This window comes from Catenovulum sediminis (genome assembly GCF_007289895.1).
GTDB classification, from domain to species: domain Bacteria; phylum Pseudomonadota; class Gammaproteobacteria; order Enterobacterales; family Alteromonadaceae; genus Catenovulum; species Catenovulum sediminis.
In genome coordinates this window covers 2,492,677-2,516,543 of sequence record NZ_CP041660.1, presented here as the reverse complement: position 1 = coordinate 2,516,543, position 23,867 = coordinate 2,492,677, and the positions used below count along the sequence as shown (strand labels likewise).

Below are 23,867 nucleotides of genomic sequence, written 5' to 3'. Positions count from 1 at the left end.
AAGAAATAAAGTGGAAGGGCCTGTAACTTGAATCATACGATCTGCCAGTGAGGTGAGTACAGCAATTTATGCAAACACAGGGCTCAACTTAAACGAAAAAATAAAATTTACAAGATTAATACAGAATTTAAACAGGAAGGAAACAAAACGGCAAACCAGCACACAAACTGGTTTGCCCGAGAACGACTCACACAATTAACCGCTCTCACACTTACACACAACAGACTTAACCAATCAAAATGATTAATCGATTAAGTCGGAGCCTATAATAAAGAAATTCTGGTCAAATTAAAATAGCCAAGCATAAAAAATAGGTCAGACCATTCAACTTTCAATGACTGGTGTTCGTTTTGCTCTTTTAAAGCGACTTGGCAATGTCTTAATATCGTCCAATATTACGTATAAAGTGGGTAACAACAATAAAGTAATGACCGTTGAAAATAAAATACCAAAAGCTAACGAAAGCGCCATAGGTATTACAATCTGAGCTTGCAGACTGGTTTCCGAAACAATGGGGATCAGGCCGAAAAAGGTTGTTAAAGACGTTAATAAGATGGCTCGGAAACGACGACTGCCCGCTTCGCTGATAGCCTCTTTAATTTCAACCCCTCGGCGTACAGATCTGTTTACAAAATCCACAAATATCAATGAGTCATTTACCACAACACCGGCCAGCGCAATAATACCGAAGAAAGATAAAATACTCATCGCAAGACCAAATATCATATGGCCGATTACCGCTCCCACAATCCCAAATGGAATGACCGACATAATAATTAATGGCTGGCTATATGATTTAAGTGGCACTGCCATCAATCCATAAATAACAACCAACGAGAATGTGAAGCCTAAACCTAAGCTTTGCATGGCTTCTTGCTCTTCTTTAGATGCGCCATATAACTCAAAACTAACCGATGGAAATGCTTCTAGAATCGCTGGAATATCGTTTTCAATCACTTCACTGGCTAATTTACCCGGCTCACCCACGGCTTTGTCAACCTTGGCCGTAACGCTCACGGAACGCTGAAAATCGATACGCTGAATGGTTGAATAGCCCTCACCGATTGTATATTGCGCGACAGCTGAAAAAGGGACTTGTCGTCCATCCTGGGTACTGATCCACATCGCCTCTAAGCTTTCAATTGAACTCCGCTCAGCTTTGGGATAACGCACCATGACTTTAATTTCTTCTTCATCCCTTTGTATACGTTGCGCTTCTGCACCATAAAATGCCACCCTAACCTGACGAGCAACATCCTGCAATGTTAAACCAAACGCTTGCGCTGAAGGCTTCAACGCCAGTTTTATTTCGTCTTTGCCTCCACTGAAAGAATCGTCAATGTCGTAAACGCCTTCGTATTTTTGCAATTTAAGCTTAAGTTTTTCAGCCGCCGCTGCTATATCTTTAATATTATCGCTGCGAAATAAAAACTCTAAATCTGAGCCCGCGCCGCCTTGAATAGAACCATTAAAACTCACGGAGCGCACACCTGGCTGTTGACCAAACTCTTCGCGCCACAAATTGGCAATCTCAACACCGTCAACTTGTCCGATGTATTCACGGTTTAATTCAGTCCATATCATGCCGCTGGTTTGACCGGTGTTAAATGCATTACTGTGCGCGATCACATTGTCCGGTAAATGTGAAAAATAGCTCGGATGAAGACGATATAAAGCCTCTTCCAACTTTGCCAACATCTGATTTGTGACTTTATCCGGCGTACCATCTTCCATTGTTAAATTGGCTTGTACATAGTCACTGGGCAAATTTGGAAAAAAAACAAATCGCACTGCACCTGATGCAATGAGCCCAGCAACAATAATAAGTAAAGCAACAAAACTCGCCAAAGCTGTGTACCGAAATTCAATACACAACTTCAAGAAGGGCAAATAGACCGCCTCGATAAAACGCTTTAAGCCTTTATCAACCGCATGTCTTATTTTTTGCAGGTAGGTCGGATGTTGTTTTTTTCTGAGCATTTCATCGCTTTGTTCATAACGACGCTTAGGAGAAGATGTCACCATATGGGCGGGCAGAATCCATTTGGATTCAATCAATGAAAATGCAAGACACAGTATCACCACCATACCAATAGACGACCAAATTGGCGACGATGCACCCGGCACTAAGAGCATGGGTACAAAAGCAACGATCGTAGTTAATACTCCGAATGTGGCAGGCATTGCAACCAATTGTGCACCGCGGATCACCACATCGGCCCCAGGTCCATGTGCTTGCACCGCTGTATGTACACTTTCACCAATAATAATGGCATCGTCAACTACAATGCCTAGGACTAAAATAAACGCGAATAAGCTAATCATATTGATAGAAACGCCGGTCATCGGCATCAGCGCCAGTGCGCCTAAAAAGCTGACAAACAAACCCACAATGACCCAAACAGCCAACTTTAAATGCAAAAACAGCGACAAAATTACAAATACCAGTAATGCCCCCATAAACATATTACTCAGCATCAAATCAAGACGCCCTTTTAAGTAATAAGAGCTGTCACCCCAGACATCTAAACCAATTTCGTCCGGTAGTTGCTGTTTTTTATCTTTAATGTAGCTTTTTACAACTTCAGAAATGTGTAAATCATTTTGCTTGCCAACAGATTTAACCTGTATACCCACACTATCTTTTTGATCAAAATGCGAAAACGCTTCACGCTCGACAAAACCATCCGTTATGTGTGCGATATCAGCCAGTCGAACCTGGCTACCATCTGAGTTTGTTAAAATCGTAATTTGCGCAAAATCAGCTTGATGATACGCCTGCCCTTTGGTTCTAAGTAAAATATCGCCGTTTTCCGTTTTAATCGCACCGCCGGGTAAATCAAGTGAAAAGCGGCGAATGCGATCCGCCACAAAATCTAACGATATATTTAATTCACGTAGTTTACTTTCACTAATTTCTATCGAAATTTCGTAATCTCGATCACCAACGATCTCAGCTGCTGAGACCCCAGGCAGTTGCACTATCTCATCCCGAATTTGCTGCGCATAACGCTTCATTTTATGCTCAGATAAATCACCAAAAACTTGCACCCAAAGCACTGCCTGTTCCGGTTTCACTCGATATATAACAGGTTTTTCGGTATTGGCCGGAAAACTTGGGATTGCATCAACTTGTACTTTTACTTCGTTCAGGATCTCAACGACATCGTATCCTTCTGACACTTCTATAATGACGCGTGCTAAGCCTTCCTGCGCGACCGATTCTATCTTTTTAATGCCTTCAATACGTTTTATTGCCTCTTCAATTTTTAGCACCACCCCTTCTTCAGATTCTTCTGGTGCGGCTCCCAAATACGGCACCTGAACATGAATGGTGTCTAACTGAATCGTCGGAAAAGATTGTTTACGAATGGTAAATACCGAATACACCCCCAAAATAATAATGGCAATCATCAAAAGGTTGGCGGCGATTGGATTATGGACAAACCAGGCAATAATGCCACGCTTGGCAACTTCGTTCATTTATCCTCCTTGGCAGAGCCTGATTGATGCACCCTTACCGCACTGCCATCAATTGCATTACTCAATGCTGAGGTAATGATCCGATCGCCCACAGATAATCCGTCTGTGACATATATGTATTGGCTATCTTTAAAAGCAATGTTAGGTTCGCGAATAAATAAACGCTGATTATTTTCAACTAACAGTGTTTGTCTTGCGGTTAATAAATAACGGGGGATTCTGGCGGTCTGACCTAACCCACTTAACGGAATTTGTGCTTCTAGGTACTGGCCAAAAAACAATGCTTTTGCATGCCCTTGTTTGAAGTTATACGGATCATCGACTTCCGCAACCAGTACAATAGTCTGATTACCTTCGATAACCACTTTTTCACTGCGCACTAAATGAGCCTGCCAACTAGCAGGTTTACCCTGAGTATTATTTAAACGGACCCTAACTGGTGCAAAATGCACCTGATTTGTACTCGGTTGAATAAATTCAAACTGTTGCAAGGTAACAGGCAAGCGCACTTCTGCGACATTTGTCGCGTATAAATCTGCTACCACAGTGCCTGCGTTTAAGTAACTGCCTAATTCAACGTAACGGGCAGCGACCACAGCATTTAATGGTGCTTGAATGCCGGTACGCTGTAATTGTCGCTGCGCGCGCTCTAGTTGAGCTTGCGCAAACTGTACATTTGCTTGTTCTGTTTCTAATTGTGGAATACGAAGCGCTAAATCACTGGCTTGTTGTTTTATATCTTGCCACTCAACCTCAGCAACTTTGCCCCTTGCCTGTTCTTCCTTTAATGCAGCTTGAGCGCGGGCAAGCTGTGCTTGTGCTGATTTAACTTCGGTTTGATAATCGGCTTGTTCAATTTGTACCAATAACTGATCTTTTTTAAATAGCCCACCAGAGTAAAAATCATTTGATAAATTAGACACTTGACCTGAAACTTGCGCAGCTAATTGAATACTTCGCTTGGCTTTTACAATCCCCTGCGCGGTGATATGGATAGGCCAGTTTCCCCATTCTATTTCGCTTACCGCAACCAGTGGCGGTTGATGTTCTATCGGCTTTTGCTGCGGTGCAGATTTCATACTCTTTAAAAATAAAAAAATTAAAACTGCGAGCGCCAAAATTAAAATAGGTAAAAATACTTTTTTATGTACTTTAATGTGCATAACGGGTTCAGTGAATTTATCAATGGGTTCTGAATAACTATTAATATCTATTGTAGTGCCGATCGGATAAAAAAGTTCAGAAACAACTCATATCAACAATAGTTTAACTCTGCCTTCATCTACCAGTAACATAGCCCGCGCAGAATCGGGCGAAATATTTGGTTTGCGCAAGATTCGGCCTAGTTAGTGCAAATAAAAACTTGCTATACTAAAGCCTGTTGACCTGAAACTGATATATTCAGAGTCAATTCGAACGATTTTCAAATCGAGGCCAAAAAACAGTATTGGTATATTTATTGTATTAAATACTGGGTGATAACAATTAAATTATTGTCTTCCATTAAATGAACTAAAGGGATCGAGTATGAGCCTGAAAAAACAATTTTTAAAATCAAAGCCAGTTTGTAAAGTGACTTTTCGTTTAACCGCCGAGCAAGCTCAACAATCTGATGAAGTATTCCTAGTTGGCGATTTCAACGAATGGGATGAGAAAGCGACACCAATGAAACGTTTAAAAAGTGGTGACTTCAGCTTAAATATTAACTTAGAGTCAGGCAAAGAATACCAATTCAAGTATTTGCTAGATGGCGATGTTTGGGAAAACGACTGGGATGCCGACAATTACGCTCCTTCTCCGGTAGGTGGCGCTGATAACTCAGTTGTAAGCTGTATAGAATAATTAAAAAGTTTCGTACAGGTTTGAAAGCTAAAACCTGTTGACCTTTGCTGTTTATTGCCTAGACCCTAAGGTAATTATTTCAGATAAGTTCAGCATGCATTCAGACCTGTCGGCTTGACCTTCCTTTTAAAGTCATATGACACTTCACGCTTTGTTGACGTCTACCAACAAACTGAAGCATTTAGCTATTTGATATAACTAAATGGCACTTCTTTTTAATTAACTTATGTATAAGATTATTAAGAATTATTTCCAATAACGACAATTAAGGAATGAGTAAAATGAATTTTTTCGAAGATAACTCTCTATCTATCGGCAATACCCCGCTTGTTAAACTAAACCGTGTCACTGGCGGTAATGTATATGCGAAGATTGAAGCGCGTAACCCAAGCTTTAGTGTAAAGTGCCGTATCGGTGCAAACATGATTTGGGATGCAGAGAAAAAAGGGTTATTAACACCAGGTAAAGAAATCGTTGAGCCGACAAGTGGTAATACCGGTATCGCATTAGCATTTGTGGCTGCTTCACGTGGTTACAAGCTTACCTTAACCATGCCAGCAACAATGAGCCTTGAGCGTCGTAAATTATTAAAAGCTTTAGGTGCAAACATCGTGTTAACTGAAGGGCCTAAAGGCATGAAAGGTGCCGTTGCAAAAGCCGAAGAAATTCGTGATGCAAACCCTGAAAAATATATTTTGTTGCAACAGTTTGAAAACCCAGCAAACCCTGAAATTCATGAAAAGACAACAGGCCCTGAAATTTGGGAAGCAACCGACGGCAATGTTGATATTTTCGTCGCCGGTGTCGGTACAGGTGGTACAATCACAGGTGTTAGCCGCTACATTAAACAAACCAAAGGTAAGGCAATTCAGTCAGTCGCGGTAGAGCCAACTGACTCACCTGTCATTACTCAAGCTAAAGCAGGTCAAGACTTAACTCCTGGACCACACAAAATCCAAGGTATTGGTGCGGGCTTCATTCCTGGCAACTTAGATCTTGATTTAGTTGATTCTGTTGAGCAGGTTTCTAATGAAGACTCAATGGCAATGGCGCATCGCTTAATGAAAGAAGAAGGTATCTTAGCCGGTATCTCTTCAGGTGCGGCCGTAGTAGCTGCTGCGCGTCTAGCAGAAAAGCCTGAAAATAAAGACAAGAACATTGTAGTTATTTTACCAAGTTCTGCTGAGCGTTATTTAAGTAGCCCACTATTTGCAGACGTATTTACTGACGCAGAATTAGTACAATAAGTCTACTTGCGCATAATCTGGCGCAAAAAATATAGAACATATCAGCAGGTCTAAACATTGAGGCAGCGTCCTCAATGTTTCCTGTTTGTTATCTGCTTAAAGCTTTTTAATTCCCCTTTTTCTCCTTTACATTCTGAGTTTGAACTACGACAATAAAATTGTTTCATTTCACAGGTGCGTGATTCAATTCTCAAACTAGGATACTTATGAAATTCAAAACGCCTATACATAAAACATTATTGGTCTTTACGTTTCTGTTTACACTTGTCAGTTGTGGTAGCGGAGAACCTGATGTCGCTCAACCGGGCCCTGCAGCAATCGAGTTTTTTGAAGCCATTTATAATAAACAAGATTTAGATCAAGCATTAAAACTAGCAACGCCTCAATATGGCAGAATTTTATCGCACTATCACACAGCACAGCGCGTACAGTCTGTTTTATTTAATCGCCGTTACGATAAAGACAAAGTTGAAATCGAAGAGGATAAAGGTTTACGCGGCCAATCTTTGCTATCTGAAAATGCCAAACGTGCAACCGTCAGTTTAATGCTTGACGGCACCTATGAAGGTAACCGTCACCGCGATTTAAAACATGTTGTTATGGTAAAACAACAAGGCAGATGGTTAGTCGACAAACTAAAAGCCGACGTGTATAGATAAACTAAGTTTTGATGAGTTCAAACCAACATCTTTAATAACCCGCAGCAATCCCTTCTCGTCTAGGGTCTGCTGCGCCACTCCACTTGCCTTCTGTTTTCCATATGCCATGTAAACCACTATTTAAAGTACGCACCTCTGCCTGATGGCCTAACTGTTCGAAATAAGCTTTAAAATCGGCGACATCCGTTCCCGCTTCCAGAGACGTTTTGCCATTCATGTTGGTAATTTTTGGTAAATCAATTGCACTTTGAATATCTAGCTTCCAATCTATCAATGCAATTAAGCTATGACTAACATAGTTTATAATTCGACTACCACCGGGTGAACCGATAACGCCGAGTAAATTGTCTTTAGGATCAAAAACGACGGTGGGAGACATTGAGCTGCGTGGACGTTTTCCCGGCTGTACGCGATTCGCTACTTTATCCCCTGACTTTTCAGGGTTAAACGAAAAGTCTGTTAATTGGTTGTTCAGTAAAAAACCACCGGCCATCACTGCCGAGCCAAATGCCATTTCAATACTGGTTGTCATGGAGAGCGCGTTCCCCCACTTATCAACAATACTTATGTGGCTCGTACTTGGACGCTCTAAACTGCTGGTTCCACCATTTGCTAGCAGCCCGGCTTGCGCTTTACCAAAATCTCTATCAGGCTGAATAATCGCTGCTCGTTGATTTATGTATTCTGCTGACAATAATAGATTAAGCGGTACATCAACATAATCATTGTCTGCCAAATATTGATTTCTGTCGGCAAATGCCAGTTTAGATGCTTGGGTAAACAAATGAAGCGCTTCTTTTTGATTGGCTGAATATTGTGCTAGATGAAATTTTTCCAACAACTTCAATGTCATTAGCACGCTAAATGCGCCTGAACTGGGGGGACCAAAACCACAGATCTGATGTTTTTGGTACACACCACACAACGGCTCTCGCCATTTTACTTGGTAATTTTTAAGATCATTATGATTCAGCAAGCCCGGCGCGATCGGGCTATTCTGCGCGGCTGCAACTATTTTATCAGCAAGCTCCCCGCGGTAAAAGTAGTCGATACCTTGATTGGCGATACCCCGCAATGATTCTGCTAGCTGCAAATTAGTTTTGAGCTCTCCGGCTTGTAAAGGCTGATCGCCCGGAAAAAAATACGCTCGACTTTGCGGTAATTTTTCAATCCCCGGATTAATTCGCATCGCGAGTAATTTGGCCAACCTAGGAGAGACTTCAAAGCCTGTTTCACTGAGTTCAATCGCGCGTTTAAATAAACCAGACCAAGCCAACTGACCAAATTTCTGCTGCCCTGCATTTAATGCAGCCAGCACCCCCGGTGCGCCCACCGAGCGGCCACCGACGACACCATCAAACCAAGAGATTGCTTTACCCTCTTCAAAAAATAAGGTTTCGCTGGCATGTTCAGGCGCAGTTTCACGCCCTTCAAAAGCGTACAGTTTTTTTTCTGACTGCTGCCAGTACATTATAAAAGCACCGCCGCCTATACCAGATGATTGCGGTTCAACTAAGGTCAACACAGCCTGCACTGCAACCGCTGCATCCATTGCAGTACCGCCCGCTTTTAGAATTTGCATACCCGCTTCAACTGCATATGGATTGGCGGCTGAAATCATGCCATGTTCAGCAAAAACCAGCTTTTTCTGGTTTAAGCCAGTCGCCGCTTCGGGATCTCTGGCTTCTCGTTTTCCGTCAATTTTGACTTGATTTAAACTTTGTTGCCCGCAGGATAGTGTAAACAGGCTGACCATCAATATCGCGATTCGACCTGTCCACTGCGCGGTGCACGAAAAAAACTTTGTGATTAGACACAAGTGCTTTATGCTCGCTTTAAATTTATAAAAATCAATCATTAAACATTCCTATGCTGCAAAATTTAGTCAAAAACCTACCGTGGAGCACACTACCGAGTGTTTTGTTTTTTTGTGCTCTATTCACGATAGCAATGATGATCCCACAAGAAGCAAAAGTTTGGTTAACTTTAGATTTAGAACAAGTTAATAACCAACAGACGTGGCGAATTATAACCGGTCATTTCTTGCACACTAACTGGAATCATTTTTTATTAAATACGCTTGCACTTATAGCGCTTTGGACTTTACACGGTCAGTATTATTCGTTGCGAAAACTTTTTAGTGAGGTATTGATTACCGCCTGTTTGATCTCTGCAGCCCTATACTACTTTGCAAACATTCAAGTTTACACTGGTTTTTCGGGCGTTTTGCACGGTTTACTGGTTTGGGGCGCGTTTCAAGATATTCAACATAAAGATAAAACCGGCTACCTGTTATTGGCTGGTATTTTAATTAAAGTTGTTTGGGAACAGGTATATGGCGCAGATCCCGCTACTGCCGAATTAATTGGCGCTGATGTCGCCATTGAAGCTCATTTATCCGGAACATTAGCTGGTTTTGTCTATTGGGTAGGTGAATACGCGAAAAAACAAAAAGAAAGTATTTGAGCTTTGAGCATCGAGCGACGAGCAGCGAGCAGCGAGCTGTGTAGGTCGGCCCTTTAGGGCGACAATTTTTATTGCGAGCTGTGTAGGTCGGCCCTTTAGGGCGACAATTTTTATTTCGACATCGTGCATACTGCAAGATTTGTCGGGCTAAAGCCACGACCTACATTTTAGCTTTAAGCTTCGAGCTGTGTAGGTCGGCCCTTTAGGGCGAAAATTTTTCATTCAACATCGTGCATACTGCAAGATTTGTCGGGCTAAAGCCACGACCTACATTTTAGCTTTAAGCTTCGAGCGACGAGCTTTGAGCTGTGTAGGTCGGCCCTTTAGGGCGACAATTTTTATTTCGACATCGCGCATACTGCAAGATTTGTCGGGCTAAAGCCACGACCTACATTTTAGCTTTAAGTTTCGAGCTTCGAGCTTCGAGCTGCACTGGTCGGCCCTTTAGGGCGGCAATTTTTATTTCAACATCGTGCATACTGCAAGATTTGTCGGGCTAAAGCCACGACCTACATTTTAGCTTTAAGCTTCGAGTAGCGACCTACATTTTAGTTGAAAATACTTGCATAAATAACCACCTTAAATTAAAATCCGCGCCCTATAATTTATTAATCACGTGTGGTACTCGGCGAGCTTGATAGTTTGGCGCGAGTGGCTATACGGCCCAAACAGAGGTCATCCAAATGAAAGCAGGCATCCATCCTGAATATAAAGTATTAAAAGCAACATGCTCATGCGGTAATGTAATTGAAACACGTTCTACTTTAGGTAAAGAAATCTACTTAGACGTATGCTCAGCATGTCACCCGTTCTATACTGGTAAGCAGCGTGTTGTTGATACAGGTGGTCGTGTTGATCGCTTCAACAAACGTTTTGGTTCACTTAGCACTAAAAAATAAGTGGCATAAACCGTATAGAAAAAAGGCGCCGATGGCGCCTTTTTTGATTTTAATCGACAATAACTCTAAAAATACTATCTACAAATATTTATCTGGCAAACCAATTTGTGCTGCACCTGACTCTACTGCGGCGATAGCCACCGCTTTGGCAACCCGTTGCAACAATCTTGGATCCATTGGCTTGGGAATAATATAATCACGACCAAATGTCAGTTTCTTACCGCCACTTGCCTTAATAACAGCTTCCGGAACCTCTTCTCGCGTTAATTGCTTAATTGCCTCAACGGCCGCGACCTTCATTTCATCATTAATTTCTGTCGCTCGAACATCTAACGCCCCGCGGAAAATAAACGGAAAGCACAAAACATTATTCACCTGATTCGGATAATCTGAACGACCGGTCGCCATGATTAAATCGTCGCGCACCGCTAAAGCTAATTCGGGACGAATTTCCGGATCTGGGTTAGAACAGGCAAATACCACAGGATTATCATTCATCAACTTCAGCGCTTCTGGTGGTAACACATCCGGCCCTGATACACCGACAAAGACATCAGCTCCGGTTAGAGCATCTTCCAAAGTGCGTCTGTCTGTATTATTAGCAAACAACTTTTTATGCTCTGTTAAATCTTCACGACGGGTATGAATAACACCTTTACGATCTAACATATAAATACGTTCGCGCTGCGCACCACACTTGATCAACAGTTCCATACAAGCAACGGCTGCGGCGCCCGCTCCCATACAAACAATTATCACTTCGCTAATACACTTACCTTGAATTTCAAGCGCATTTAACATACCTGCCGCGGTAACAATGGCTGTACCATGCTGATCATCATGGAAAACGGGAATGTTACACTTTTCTTTGAGCGCTCGTTCAATCTCAAAACACTCTGGTGCTTTAATATCTTCAAGGTTAATACCGCCAAAAGTGTCGGCTATGCTGGCAACCGTATTGATAAACTCTTCAGTGGTTCGGTGTTTAACTTCAATATCGATTGAATCTAAACCGGCAAACCTTTTAAATAATAGAGCTTTACCTTCCATCACAGGTTTTGACGCCAAAGGCCCTAAATTTCCCAAACCTAATACGGCTGTACCGTTCGAAATAACCGCAACCAGATTACCTTTAGCAGTGTATCGATAGGCTTCTTCTGGGTTTGCTGCAATTTCTCTGACAGGTTCAGCAACTCCGGGGCTATAAGCCAGCGCTAAATCTGCAGATGTTTCTGCGGGTTTTGACAACTCGACACTGATTTTACCCGGTGTCGGCTTTTCGTGATAATCCAAGGCTTGCTGACGAAAATCTGACATTTAGAACTGTCCTGTATCCAATTGAATTCCAACAATGTTTATTTGATTGTGGCAGGATAATAAAAAGTTGCAAGCGAGAAATAACGCTATTTTTCTACAATCAATTGCCAAGCTTCAAATAGTTCTGCTTGCCATCGCCCCTTTTGATAACCCACAGTACTTTTAACGATTAAACTTTGCCCTTTGAGATTTTCAAAATGGGTTTTAGCAAATACTGAACGTTTTACTGCATCATCCACTTTAACGTACAGCCAATCATTTAAAACCAACCATGTTGCGCCATGCTGATGAAAAACTCTATCTAGTTTGCCCTGCCAGTTTTGTATTATTTCACTGCTGTGGCGCGCTAAATTTGCAGCTTTTGGCTGAAAAGCCTGATGCTGCCATATACCACGCTGAGCTTTAAGCGCATTCACTTCAGCTTGATAATAACAACGCCAAAATAATGTATTCGGTTGTTCAATCGCAGCTTCTGCTAACCCTTCTGCTAATATTTTCTGCTGCACATTTGTACCAGAAGAGGTAAACATATGGGCCAATAATCGGTTATCTAAATCAACCAATTGTTGATCTAATACCAGATGTACCTCAGTGTTGGCGGGTAAAATCTGCTGTGCTTGCGACTGCGCCCAATTTGCCGTTTCAAACTGCTGATTAATAGCTTTCAGATTGCGGCTCACAGCCTGCACACCAATTAACCGCACAACCTGCCCATTAGTAAGCTCAACACTGTCTGTATCAATAAGCTGTTTGACAACGCCTTTGCTGTCATAACGTTCAGCCGTACATAAAGAGTTGGTGTTTGCTGTTTGTGCCGCTTCAACGATAAAGCTAACAAAACACATATAGCCGACAATAGAGCATATTGTTAACCGATTTTTCATCTATTCTGCCTATCATCTGTTTTCGTTTTTTTGCCAAACTTTTCGACAAATTCTTCCAATCCCATAGGTTTGGCAATGCCGTAACCCTGGCCAAAATTAATCCCTATACTACGCAAGTCTGCCAAGATATCTTCAGACTCAACAAACTCAGCCACTGTTTGCATACCAATTGCTTTAGCAACTTCGTAAATCGACTTAACCATAGCTCTGTCGATTGGATCGACCAGCATATCTTTGACAAAACTACCATCGATTTTTAGATAATCCACCGGCAGATTTTTTAAATACCCATAGGATGAAAATCCACTACCAAAATCATCTAGCGCAAATGAACAGCCCAAGTCTCTAAAGCACTGAATAAAACTCAATGTTGCATCCAGTTGTTGGATCGCCATGGATTCTGTTATTTCAAAGCAAATCTTTTCATGCGGTATCTGATATTTGTGAAAACAATCCAAAATATAACTTTGCATATCTTCATCAGCTAACGAGGGGCCAGATAAATTGATTGCACATTTCCCCAATTGCTGCATATGTGTAGGGTTGTTATGCAACCATTCAAAATAATGATTTATCACCCATTTATCAATTTGAGACATCAAGCCATAACGTTCTGCAGCTGGCAAAAACATGCCGGGCGGGACCAAATTATTATCACTGTCAAACATTCGAATCAGAATTTCATAATGCAGAGGCTCGCCAGTTTTTTGCATATTGTAAATAAGCTGGCATTGTAATTTAAACCTGTCTTCGCTCAGTGCTTCATTTATCTTAGCAATTTGCTGCATTTCATTATGTCGCTGCTTCACATCTTTATCTGATTCTGTGTAAGCATGAATACGGTTACGACCTCTTTCTTTTGCAGCATAACAGGCTGTATCGGCAATACTTAACACCTCATCAATAAAGTTGTTTTCTTCATTAACCTCAACTAAACCAATACTAACGCCTAAGGTAAACACTCGGCCTTCCCAAACAAATCTAAAATCCTGCACGGCCTGTTTTAAGCGAAATGCGATCACAAAAGCTTCATCATCAATTTTGTGATGCAACAAAACACCAAACTCATCGCCACCTAAGCGAGCGATTAAACCACTGTCACCAACAACATCCTTTAACTCATCTGTTAACTGGCGCAACAAAATATCACCTGCTTTGTGACCACAGGTATCGTTCACCACTTTAAACTGGTCTAGATCCATATATAACAGAGTATGCTTGGCACCATTGGAGCTACACTCGACCAAAGCGTCATTCAGTAACCTTTCAAATTCTCGACGATTTAACAAACCCGTTAATGAATCATGCGCGGCAAGAAACTGTAGTTGTCTGTCTGCTTTCTTCTTTTGGCTAATATCAATCAGTGAGCCTATCAATACTGGTCCATCGGGTGACTCGGCTTCATATCTTAGGTTGATAGAAACCCATATTTTTTTTCCATTGCCACGTCGCCACTGAGTATCAAAACTAAATACACGCCCAAACTCACGCGATTTAGCAATGAGTTTTTCTCGTTCTGACGGTACAAGGTATAAATCAGTAATGTTTTTTACGTTTTCCAGAAGCTGCTCAAAACTTTGATAACCTAACAGCTCATAAAACGCCTTATTAGCACGTAACAAGCGCCCATCTTCTGTCGTTGAAAAATGCGCTTCAACTGCGTTTTCATAAATATCGTAAAATTGCTGATAATGATGCATTGATTCAATCTGAGCTTGCAGCCTTTTGCTCCGTTCAATGCGAATGCGTTCTGACAGGGCATCAAATAGAATAATAAAAGCTAAAAATTGTGACCCTAACAAACTGTACTCAGTTACAAAATTACGCTCAATCAGACCAAAGCGATTACCTGCAAATAAGGCGCAAGATATGGTTATCAGGGCAAAACAAAATAAAAATCGATATGCCCCTTTACGCTTAGTCTGCAAACTCATAATAGCTGAATATAAAACCAAGGAGGTACAAGCTAAAAACATGATAAGTTGCAAACGAATTTGCAATTCATGATTCATTAACAAACCAAAAATACCGGCAATAAAACTGCAGCCGGTAAAAACTAAAACAATACGGGCTAATTTTTTATTCGAACTGCTAAGTTGTAAAAACTCGATAGCAAACAGTGAGAGTGCAGCTAACGAAACCCCTAAAGACAACATGGCGATATTTTTGCTGTAGGCTAGATAATTTGGCCATAAAAACTCAATTGGATAACCCGTTGTTGCACAATAATAAAAAAAGAAACTGAACGAAAAGGTAGCAAAGTAGATAAAACTTCGTTCGGCACTTAATACATAAATCAGGGTTGAGAATAATGACAATACAATTAATATCGCTAAACCGCCGCCCAGCCAAAAGCTGATTTTGCTTTTTTCGTACGGTATAACTTCCGGCACATAAATGGTGACTGGAACCTGTACCATACTGTCATTTTCAATCCGCATTAAATAACCAGTGGTGCTTTGTTCGGCAACCCAAATTGGGAAGATATAACCACCAGAAGGGTATTTGCGATCTTTCACACGGGTTTCGATATCAGATTGTGCGACTAGCTCAACTTTTTTATTATCGTCTAATCTATAGACACTGATATTGTTTAACAATGGAAAGGCGAAATCCATTAAGAATTCAGCTTTATGGTTAGCATCATTTTTTAGTTCAAAATACAACCAATAAGCATTTTGGCTATATGGCAATACCGGAATTTCCGTTTCAAAACTCTGCCAACCGATAATATTAAAGCGTTCCACCAAAATATCTGGCGTGACCTCTTTTGGTAGGCTTTGATAGGTAAGATACTCACCGATAACCAACGTCTTTTGCTGTTCAATTTCAGATACAACAACAGGTTTAGCAAGGACCTGACTGACAGCACAGGTTAAGAGCAATATTAGCGTAATTATTCTGTTTATCATTCACTCATTTCTTGTTCAAAATTTTGCAGATTTGCGATAAAACTGACGATCAAACCAAAACAACTCAATAATGGTCCAGAAAATGTGCAATCGATTGTATATCACCTTCAAACCATACAGACTGCGATAAGGCTTCAAAATGCAACCAACTGACTTTATCAGCCTGCAATTGCCAGCTTATACGGTCTGCTCCGATAATACATTCAATTATTTTTAAGTTATGCCCAGCCAACCACTCAGGTATTAATTCAACTGCATTTTCAAATGTAATTTCATCTTGAAAAATACATTGAATACATTCTTGCTGAGTACGCATCTCTACTAAATTTAACTGCTGCATGATATTTCTAATTTTTTTGCCCAATCAGGAGCGCTCTGCTGGTAACGAAGGCTGTCATCTTGTTGCGTAAAGGGTGATTTTAACAATTTATATAAAGTTTGCACTTCATTAAAATCATTTTTTTCAGCATCTTCAATCGCTTGCTGTAACAAATAATTGCGTAAAATATACTTGGGGTTATGCAACTGCATTTTTTTTAAACGTGCAGCTTCTTTTCCGCCTTGAGCTTGGATAGAAGCTTGATACAAAGAAATCCATGCGTTAGATTCTTCACTGGCACCCAACAGGGCCAATAATTCTGCTTGCTGCGTCACTTCAGTTTCGGCTAAACCACGCCATGTATTAGTATAGTCTAACTGTTGCGCTCTCATTATTGTTAACAGCTGAGAAATCAATAGTTTTGCATCCGGATTATCTTCACAAAGCCCCATTTTTTGTCGCATTTTAGCATTATAAAGCTGAATAAAATGTGGTTCGAATTGCTGTAAAGCCTGTTTTAATTGATCAATCGACAAATGATTGGAAAAAGCATGCGCTAAACAATTTAAGTTCCAAAGTGCGATACTCGGCTGTTTATCAAAAGCGTAGCGGCCAGTGTGATCTGAATGATTACAAATAAAATCTGGCTGGTAATCATCTAAAAAAGCAAATGGGCCAAAATCAAAGGTGATACCCAGAACTGACATATTGTCTGAATTCATCACGCCATGACAAAAACCATATGCTTGCCACAACGCGACCATTTCTGCAGTTTTTAACGTTATTTCCGTAATCAACTGCAAAACCGGCTCTTGCGCATCACGGCACTGCGGATAATATTCATCTATCGTAAACTGAATCAGTTTATCTAAATCATCAAACTGCTGTGTATGATACAAGTATTCAAAATGGCCAAAACGTATATGTGACTGACAAACGCGGGTAGTTATTGCCGCTTTTTCTTCTATTTCACGATAGACAGGATCATCCCCAACAATAACACACAGTGCCCGACTCGTTGGTATTCCTAAATGATATAAAGCTTCGCTGGCTAAAAACTCTCGAATAGATGAGCGCAACACAGCACGGCCATCACCGCCACGCGAATAAGGCGTTTGCCCTGCCCCTTTAAGATGCAAATCCCATAAAGAGTTGTCCTGTGCTTGCACTTCGCCTAACAATAAACCACGACCGTCACCTAAATCCGGATTGTAAGAACCAAATTGGTGACCTGTATATTTTTGCGCTAACGGCTGCATCCCTTCAACTATCGATTGGCCGGAAAAGATTTGCACAAAAGCCTCGTCCGTAATTCTGTCGTCACTAAACCCAAGAAAATCAGCTAACGCTTGATTTTTACAGACCATTCTAGGATTTTGAATTGCCATTGGGTACTGCGCATGATAATGGCCTGAAAAATTTTGATAAAATCTATTATTAAATTGCATACGTACCTTTAAAGTTCAAACTGTCGCCGCTTACACAGCGACAGCTTCCTGCCAAAATGCCGCAACTAAAGGTTCGACCAAATGTTTTTGTAAGCAACAAACCCCCAACTCAAAAGGTTCGATATCTGCTCCCGCATCAATCGTGGTCACTTTATCGCGTACCGGACTATTTTGGATCACTATATCAGGCGCTAAGCCGATTCCACAACCTAAAGCAACCATAGATACAATCGCTTCATGACCGGCAACTCTTGCGTAAATATTCGGTTTAATATGATGAGCACGAAACCATTTATCGCTTCGCGTACGGGTAAATCCAGAATCTGCAATAATGAAGGGGATCGCCTGCCAATCAGGCTGCTCCACGGTCAATTTTTGTTGCACATCACATTCAATCGCAGGGCCTATCAAAGACATTGAAATTCTATCGATTGAGTGAAACGCTATGTTATTCGGCATGTTGTCAGGTCTGGCCGATAAAGCAATATCTACTTCGCCTTGTATAATTTTATTCATTGCCAATGAAGCCGCGCCAGTTTCCAATAATATCTCAATATTGGGATGTTTTTGATTCAAACGCGCCAAAATGGGCGGTATATGCGAGTAACACGCCGTCACCGAGCAAAATACTTTTAACTGACCTTTTAACTCATGCACACTTTTTTGAGTATGCTTTTGAAACTGCTGCCAATTATCCAAAGTTTGCCGAGCAAAAGACAAAAACTGAAAACCAGCCTCAGTCAAGGCGACACTGCGATTATCGCGCTCAAGCAAAACACAGCCGGCCTCTTCTTCCAGCTTTTTAATTTGCCTGCTCAGCGTCGGGGCACTGGTATGCATGGCTTCTGCGGTTTTTGCAAAATGCAGAGTTTCAGCTAAATGTATAAAGCATTTTAAAGATTTAAGTTCCACTTGCGCGCCTTGTATGACCAACCAATGTTTATTTTGACAAGCTTTTTATTTCACAAAATGAAATACTGTTTTTTAAATATATCACTTTAAGCAATAAAATTAATAGGGTAAAGTGTGCGCAATTTTAGATCAGATTCATTAGCAGCTAAGATTCAGCACCGCAGAATGATAGATCTTTCTGCAGCACTGTATCTTAAGTTCGAGTTATCTAACTTAGTACTTCAATCAATTAATACAGGACATCCTCATGGGTCAAAATTACTTCAACACGCTAACATTGCGTGAACAGTTAGAACAATTAGGTAAATGTCGTTTTATGGACCGCAGCGAATTCGCAAACGGTTGTGAAGCATTAAAAGGCAAAAAAGTTGTTATCGTCGGTTGTGGTGCTCAAGGTTTAAACCAAGGTTTAAACATGCGCGATTCTGGTTTAGATATTTCTTATGCATTACGTAAAGAAGCAATCGAACAAAAACGTGCTTCTTGGAAAAATGCAACAGACAATGGCTTCAACGTAGGTACTTACGAAGATTTAATCCCAACGGCAGATTTAGTTTGTAACTTAACACCTGACAAGCAACACACAGCCGTTGTTAGCGCAGTTATGCCGTTAATGAAAGAAGGTTCAACTTTAGCTTACTCTCACGGTTTCAACATCGTTGAAGAAGGTATGCAAATTCGTGAAGATATCACTGTTATTATGTGTGCACCTAAGTGTCCGGGTTCAGAAGTACGTGAAGAATATAAGCGTGGTTTCGGTGTTCCGACACTTATCGCAGTTCACCCTGCAAATGATCCACAAGCACACGGTTTAGAGTGGGCAAAAGCTTATGCGTCTGCCACAGGTGGTGATCGTGCCGGTGTTTTAGAATCTTCTTTTGTTGCTGAAGTAAAATCTGACCTTATGGGTGAGCAAACTATCCTTTGTGGTATGTTGCAAACTGGCGCAATTTTAGGTTATGACAAAATGGTTGCTGAAGGTGTTGAACCAGGTTACGCGTCAAAATTAATCCAATACGGTTGGGAAACCATCACTGAAGCGCTTAAATATGGCGGCATCACAGGTATGATGGATCGTTTATCTAACCCTGCAAAAATTGAATGTTTTGCATTAGCGGGTGAGTTAAAAGATATTTTACGTCCATTATTCTACAAGCACATGGACGACATCATCACAGGTCACTTTTCTAAAACCATGATGGAAGACTGGGCAAATGACGACGCTAACTTGTTAAAATGGCGTGCAGAAACTGCCGAAACAGCTTTTGAAAAATCAACAGCTCAAGATGCTCCAATTGACGAGCAAGAATACTTCGACAACAACATTTTCTTTGTTGCTATGGTTAAAGCCGGTGTTGAATTAGCATTCGAAGCAATGACAGAATCTGGCATCATTGAAGAGTCTGCATACTATGAATCTTTACACGAAACGCCATTAATCGCGAATACAATCGCTCGTAAAAAATTGTACGAAATGAACGTTGTTATTTCTGATACGGCGGAATATGGTTGTTACTTATTCGCACACGCGGCAGTTCCTTTATTAACTGATTTTGTAAAAGACCTAGATAGTGCATTTATCGGTCAGTACAAAGCACCTAAGTCAAACACAGTTGATAATGCATTATTAGTACGTGTAAACGATGAAATTCGTAACCACCCAGTTGAGTGGGTTGGTCAAGAATTGCGCGGCTACATGACTGATATGAAAGCGATTGTCGATAAAGACGCGATTTAAGCTGTGTAGGTCGTCCCTTTAGGGCGACATTTTGCATATTGCAAGATTTGTCGGGCTAAAGCCGCGACCTACATTTTAGCTACAAGTTTCAAGTTTCAAGTTTCACATGAAGTGTAGATACCATCTCTCACAATCAGCTTCAAGTCGTTATTTAATTAACTTGAGGCTGATATTCTGTTTGAGTTTTTACAACTCCAAAGCATATTTGAGCCAGCTTTCTCATCGCCGCTCCTAATGCCTGCATTTTATTCTTGCCTTGCTGCAATAACCGTGTTTTTTGAGCTTTTATATCAGGATTATGTTGCCCTGCCACGACTGCTGCCATATATAATTTGACCCTAACATAACTCGGGCCTTGTTTGCTTAATGTGGTTTTTCCAGCCTGTTTCCCCGATTCTTTAAGCTTCGGAATTAAACCCAAATACGCTGAAAACTGCTTTGCATTTTTAAAATTCTTACAGGCTAACAAGCTAACCATCACTCTTGAAACAACAACCCCAACGCCGCTTATGCTTTGGAGTAATTTACGGTTCTTTTTTAGTGATGGATGCCCATCTATATGGTCGTCAATTTCTTGAGTTAACTTGTCTATTTCATCTTTCAACACCGCTATCATGTCTTCCAGCGACTGAATCACTCGTGCTGATGCGCCTGAAAAATTAGCGGCTTCAAATCGATTTTCTTCCCGCTGCAAATCCTGCTCTAGTGCTTCTAGCCTGCGTAGCATCGCCTTTAACGCTCTTGATTCCACCGGCTCTGGCTGCCATCTACACAAAGAATGTTGCTGGTCATGTCCATAACGGGCTAGCATCGTGGCATCCGATTTATCTGTCTTATGAACCAAATTCAACGCTTTTGCATATTGCGACGCTTTACTTGGATTTGCTTGTAATAAAATGAATCCTTGTTCATGTAAATAGTACATGAGGGGTTCACTATAAACACCCGTTGGTTCAACTGTAATAACGATTTCATGCGGTTGATATTTTGTATTTTTGAGCAACCACGTCACCAGTTCTTTATGCCCTTTTGGTGTGTTTTTTAATACTTTCGTTTTCTTCTTGTTTGTGGTGGCGTCACGTAACCAACTAACATCTAATTTATCTTTACCGACATCAATACCTGCATAGGCCTTCATCTCTATTTACTCCCCTTGTACATGCAGCGTCACCTGAAATAGGGCGCTAGGATACCATTCAGTTTTATGGAGGTTAGGAAGCCAGGGCATTATCTACAACCCATCATTTTCTGATTAGGTCGTTCACATACTCACTGGCGTCCCGATGTGATTGCTGCTAGCTAAACATCAATCACTGAGAGATACAAGGTCGTTCCTTTAGGGCGACAGTTTTGAGCTTCGAGCTTTAAGCTGCGAGCCGTGTAGGTCGTCCTTTAGGGCGACAGTTTTGAGCTTCGAGCTTTAAGCCGCGAGCTACGAGCTGTGTAGGTCGTCCCTTTAGGGCGACAATTTGCATATTGCAAGATTTGTCGGGCTAAAGCCGCGACCTACATTATAGTTTTTACGCTACCACCCCAAATACGTCATATAGCCATAAATTTCTTTGCTTAACCGCTCTTCACGGCTTTCTAACCCAGCGTAGCCAAACATTTCACGCTGACGGTAGTGTAAAGTTAGATGCCGTTTAGATGCTTTATTGCGAAGTGGCACAGTCGCTAATGCCCAGCGGTTATCTCTTGCCGACCAAACGTCTAAAATAGGTACAGATAATTGCGCTATTTGAGCTGGTAAAGCACGGTTTAATCTGTCATCTGGCAAATAAGGTGCAATTAAGACCAAAGCATCCGGCAAAGGTAATTTTTGTGCTTGATATGCTTCAACCAACCAGCCAGCCGTAGCACCTTGTGCAACAACCAATATCAAGCCGGGGTAACCAACCACCTCTTCTTGCATTGCGTTAACCACGAGCGAGAGTTGGTCTAAGTAGCGGTTTCTGTCAACCTCATCAATAAATTGCGTATCGGCATTGGGCCTTAGCAGACTTTCTTTGTCGGCTGCTTCACCAAAGCTTTTTTCTGACAATTCAAAATCTGGCATCACTCCAGCTAAACTGACCCAGCCATATCGATTTAATGCATATCTTAACTGAAAAAAGCTACCCGTTTGATTAGCATGTAAATTTATATCCGGCAGTAAAATTGCGACACCACGAACCACGTTACTTTCCTGCTCTGACTGCAAAGCTGTAAAAGTGAGTTCACCGGCCATCAATTCTCGAATTTCCTCAGTAGGGGCGTAACGTAGTAGGTCTTCTGAAGCGATTTGATGCTGGCTAACAGGCATAACATATTCAGCCGCACAGAGTAAGCTTGCACTTACGAACATAGAAAAAACAGATAATACAAAAGCCCAAAATTTTGTCATATCGCGAAAATCCGAAAAATGCTGATGTAAAGCTAAAAAACACTATTAACTGTATCGGCCAATGTGAATAAGCCTTTACTATTATATGCGAAGCTGGCGAATCAGCGCGGCGAGCTGCTCTATTTTTATATTCGATAACTGACGGTAGTCAAAATACGGTGAGACGATAATTTTATGCTGACGATTGATCGCAAAATCAGGTGCTAACCAATCTAGTGTGGGTAAATTGAGCTTGCTGGCATAGGTTCGCCCGCTGATCACATGGACTATTTTGCTTTCTTTTAATTCTGTTGTAGCTAAAAGGGGGGCAGAAAACAACAATGCCGCGTTAGCTCCTTCTTTTAAAAAGAGTTGATCGCGATACTGTTGCCAGCTAGACAAATCACATGTATTTAATTGATACAATAATTTAGCGTAACAATTAAATATTTTGCGCCAGTTATTTGAGCAACGCGTAACAATATTGTCGAGTTCATTTTCTTCCAGCGGTTTTAAATGATAAAGCGATAAATATGCCTCTAGTGGCGGTCTGTTTTCGATATAAACGGCGATGTCAAACTGAACATCCCCCAAACCAACTGGAAATGGATGATAATTTAAAACGGACATCGCGCGGTAAATTCCATCTTTTCATGCGTTATCGGATGGTGAAAGCTCAAAGTATGCGCGTGTAATTGTAAACGACTCGCCATCGATAACGCTTGAGGATGAGCATACAAACGATCACCCAAGATAGGATGGCCTAATTTCAACATATGAACACGAAGTTGGTGCGAACGTCCGGTAATCGGATGTAATTGCACGCGCGTTGCATTATCTTCATAATCCATGACCTGCCAGTAAGTCGATGATTTTTTGCCGCGATTAAAATCAACCATTTGTTTAGGTCGGTTAGGCCAGTCGCAAATCAATGGTAATTCAATACAACCTTGCTCAGCTTCTGGTTTGCCAAATATGCGTGCAATGTAAGTTTTTTCGGTTTGCCGTTCCTGAAACTGACGGGCCAACGAGCTATGAGCTGGTTTATGCAACGCCCAAACCATCAGGCCTGAAGTTGCCATATCCAACCTATGAACCACCCCGATATTAGGCCACACGCGAGCGGCTCTAAGTTCCATACTGTCGTGATGTTCGGGTAATTTGCCCTTAACAGACAACAAACCACTGGGTTTATTGAATACCACGATATCAGCATCATGATACAGAATGGATAATATGGGTGTTTGTGGTGGATTGTATATAAATTTCAAATTTTGGTTTTCACGTTATGGATTTTTAGCTACATTTTAGCTACGAGCTTCGAGTCGCGAGCTTCGAGTCGCGAGCTTCGAGCTGTGTAGGTCGTCCTTTAGGGCGAC

The 23,867-nt window shown here is 41.3% G+C and carries 19 protein-coding genes; 6 read left to right on the top strand and 13 right to left on the bottom strand.

Annotation, left to right across the window (positions count from 1 at the left end; all coding sequences use genetic code 11):
* Positions 1-324: 324 nt before the first annotated feature.
* Both FNT16_RS10350 and FNT16_RS10345 read right to left on the bottom strand, forming a co-directional pair.
* Positions 325-3,483: an efflux RND transporter permease subunit gene (locus FNT16_RS10350; RefSeq protein WP_143871514.1), complete on the bottom strand. Its 3,159-nt coding sequence runs from the start codon at positions 3,481-3,483 to the stop codon at positions 325-327.
* On the bottom strand, positions 3,480-4,562 hold the full coding sequence (locus FNT16_RS10345; protein WP_185976573.1) for an efflux RND transporter periplasmic adaptor subunit: 1,083 nt from the start codon (positions 4,560-4,562) through the stop codon (positions 3,480-3,482). Before FNT16_RS10345 ends, FNT16_RS10350 begins: the two co-directional genes overlap by 4 nt.
* Positions 4,563-5,010: 448 nt before the next feature.
* Here FNT16_RS10345 and FNT16_RS10340 point away from each other — a divergent pair, with 448 nt between their 5' ends.
* From FNT16_RS10340 to FNT16_RS10330, 3 genes are all read left to right on the top strand, one after another.
* Positions 5,011-5,325, top strand: a complete 315-nt coding sequence (locus tag FNT16_RS10340) for an isoamylase early set domain-containing protein (protein WP_143871512.1) — start codon at positions 5,011-5,013, stop codon at positions 5,323-5,325.
* A gap of 281 nt (positions 5,326-5,606) precedes the next feature.
* Positions 5,607-6,572 (top strand): cysteine synthase A, encoded by a 966-nt coding sequence (gene cysK, locus FNT16_RS10335; protein ID WP_185976572.1) that lies wholly within the window; start codon positions 5,607-5,609, stop codon positions 6,570-6,572.
* A gap of 206 nt (positions 6,573-6,778) precedes the next feature.
* A complete protein-coding gene (locus FNT16_RS10330) occupies positions 6,779-7,231 on the top strand; it encodes a hypothetical protein (protein ID WP_143871510.1) in 453 nt (150 codons plus the stop codon).
* Positions 7,232-7,262: 31 nt separating this feature from the next.
* On the opposite strand, the gene ggt is transcribed toward FNT16_RS10330, so the two are convergent.
* Complete coding sequence (gene ggt / locus FNT16_RS10325; RefSeq protein ID WP_143872945.1) at positions 7,263-8,987, bottom strand: gamma-glutamyltransferase; 1,725 nt, start codon at positions 8,985-8,987, stop codon at positions 7,263-7,265.
* A gap of 194 nt (positions 8,988-9,181) precedes the next feature.
* Here ggt and rrtA point away from each other — a divergent pair, with 194 nt between their 5' ends.
* Both rrtA and rpmE read left to right on the top strand, forming a co-directional pair.
* Entirely contained in the window at positions 9,182-9,697 is a 516-nt protein-coding gene (rrtA, locus tag FNT16_RS10320; protein WP_246072195.1) for a rhombosortase, read from the top strand.
* 683 nt (positions 9,698-10,380) lie between these two features.
* The gene (gene rpmE / locus FNT16_RS10315) at positions 10,381-10,596 is read left to right on the top strand and encodes a 50S ribosomal protein L31 (protein WP_143871509.1); all 216 of its coding nucleotides are present in this window, start codon (positions 10,381-10,383) and stop codon (positions 10,594-10,596) included.
* 78 nt (positions 10,597-10,674) lie between these two features.
* On the opposite strand, the gene FNT16_RS10310 is transcribed toward rpmE, so the two are convergent.
* The 6 genes from FNT16_RS10310 to ilvY form a co-directional block, all read right to left on the bottom strand.
* Entirely contained in the window at positions 10,675-11,913 is a 1,239-nt protein-coding gene (locus tag FNT16_RS10310; protein ID WP_143871508.1) for a malic enzyme-like NAD(P)-binding protein, read from the bottom strand.
* Between the two features lie 86 nt (positions 11,914-11,999).
* Positions 12,000-12,797: a thermonuclease family protein gene (locus FNT16_RS10305; protein ID WP_143871507.1), complete on the bottom strand. Its 798-nt coding sequence runs from the start codon at positions 12,795-12,797 to the stop codon at positions 12,000-12,002.
* Positions 12,794-15,709 carry an EAL domain-containing protein gene (locus tag FNT16_RS10300; RefSeq protein ID WP_143871506.1) on the bottom strand — a complete coding sequence of 972 codons (2,916 nt, stop codon included), beginning with the start codon at positions 15,707-15,709 and terminating at the stop codon, positions 12,794-12,796. The genes FNT16_RS10305 and FNT16_RS10300 overlap by 4 nt, the downstream gene beginning before the upstream one ends.
* Before the next feature lie 64 nt (positions 15,710-15,773).
* A complete protein-coding gene (locus FNT16_RS10295; protein ID WP_143871505.1) occupies positions 15,774-16,049 on the bottom strand; it encodes a DUF3630 family protein in 276 nt (91 codons plus the stop codon).
* Positions 16,037-17,476 (bottom strand): protein adenylyltransferase SelO, encoded by a 1,440-nt coding sequence (locus tag FNT16_RS10290; protein WP_143871504.1) that lies wholly within the window; start codon positions 17,474-17,476, stop codon positions 16,037-16,039. The genes FNT16_RS10295 and FNT16_RS10290 overlap by 13 nt, the downstream gene beginning before the upstream one ends.
* Positions 17,477-17,506: 30 nt before the next feature.
* The gene (ilvY, locus tag FNT16_RS10285) at positions 17,507-18,388 is read right to left on the bottom strand and encodes an HTH-type transcriptional activator IlvY (RefSeq protein ID WP_143871503.1); all 882 of its coding nucleotides are present in this window, start codon (positions 18,386-18,388) and stop codon (positions 17,507-17,509) included.
* Positions 18,389-18,635: 247 nt separating this feature from the next.
* Between ilvY and ilvC the strand changes: the two genes are divergently transcribed.
* Complete coding sequence (gene ilvC, locus FNT16_RS10280; RefSeq protein WP_143871502.1) at positions 18,636-20,126, top strand: ketol-acid reductoisomerase; 1,491 nt, start codon at positions 18,636-18,638, stop codon at positions 20,124-20,126.
* Between the two features lie 151 nt (positions 20,127-20,277).
* Here the strand turns inward: ilvC and FNT16_RS10275 are convergent, their stop codons facing one another.
* The 4 genes from FNT16_RS10275 to rluA all read right to left on the bottom strand — a co-directional run bounded on the left by FNT16_RS10275 (position 20,278) and on the right by rluA (position 23,759).
* Positions 20,278-21,264 (bottom strand): IS110 family RNA-guided transposase, encoded by a 987-nt coding sequence (locus FNT16_RS10275; RefSeq protein WP_143871501.1) that lies wholly within the window; start codon positions 21,262-21,264, stop codon positions 20,278-20,280.
* Positions 21,265-21,651: 387 nt separating this feature from the next.
* On the bottom strand, positions 21,652-22,509 hold the full coding sequence (locus FNT16_RS10270) for a DUF3530 family protein (RefSeq protein ID WP_143871500.1): 858 nt from the start codon (positions 22,507-22,509) through the stop codon (positions 21,652-21,654).
* A gap of 81 nt (positions 22,510-22,590) precedes the next feature.
* The gene (locus FNT16_RS10265; RefSeq protein WP_185976571.1) at positions 22,591-23,118 is read right to left on the bottom strand and encodes a DUF6942 family protein; all 528 of its coding nucleotides are present in this window, start codon (positions 23,116-23,118) and stop codon (positions 22,591-22,593) included.
* Positions 23,106-23,759 (bottom strand): bifunctional tRNA pseudouridine(32) synthase/23S rRNA pseudouridine(746) synthase RluA, encoded by a 654-nt coding sequence (rluA, locus tag FNT16_RS10260; protein ID WP_143871499.1) that lies wholly within the window; start codon positions 23,757-23,759, stop codon positions 23,106-23,108. The genes FNT16_RS10265 and rluA overlap by 13 nt, the downstream gene beginning before the upstream one ends.
* Positions 23,760-23,867: the final 108 nt, after the last annotated feature.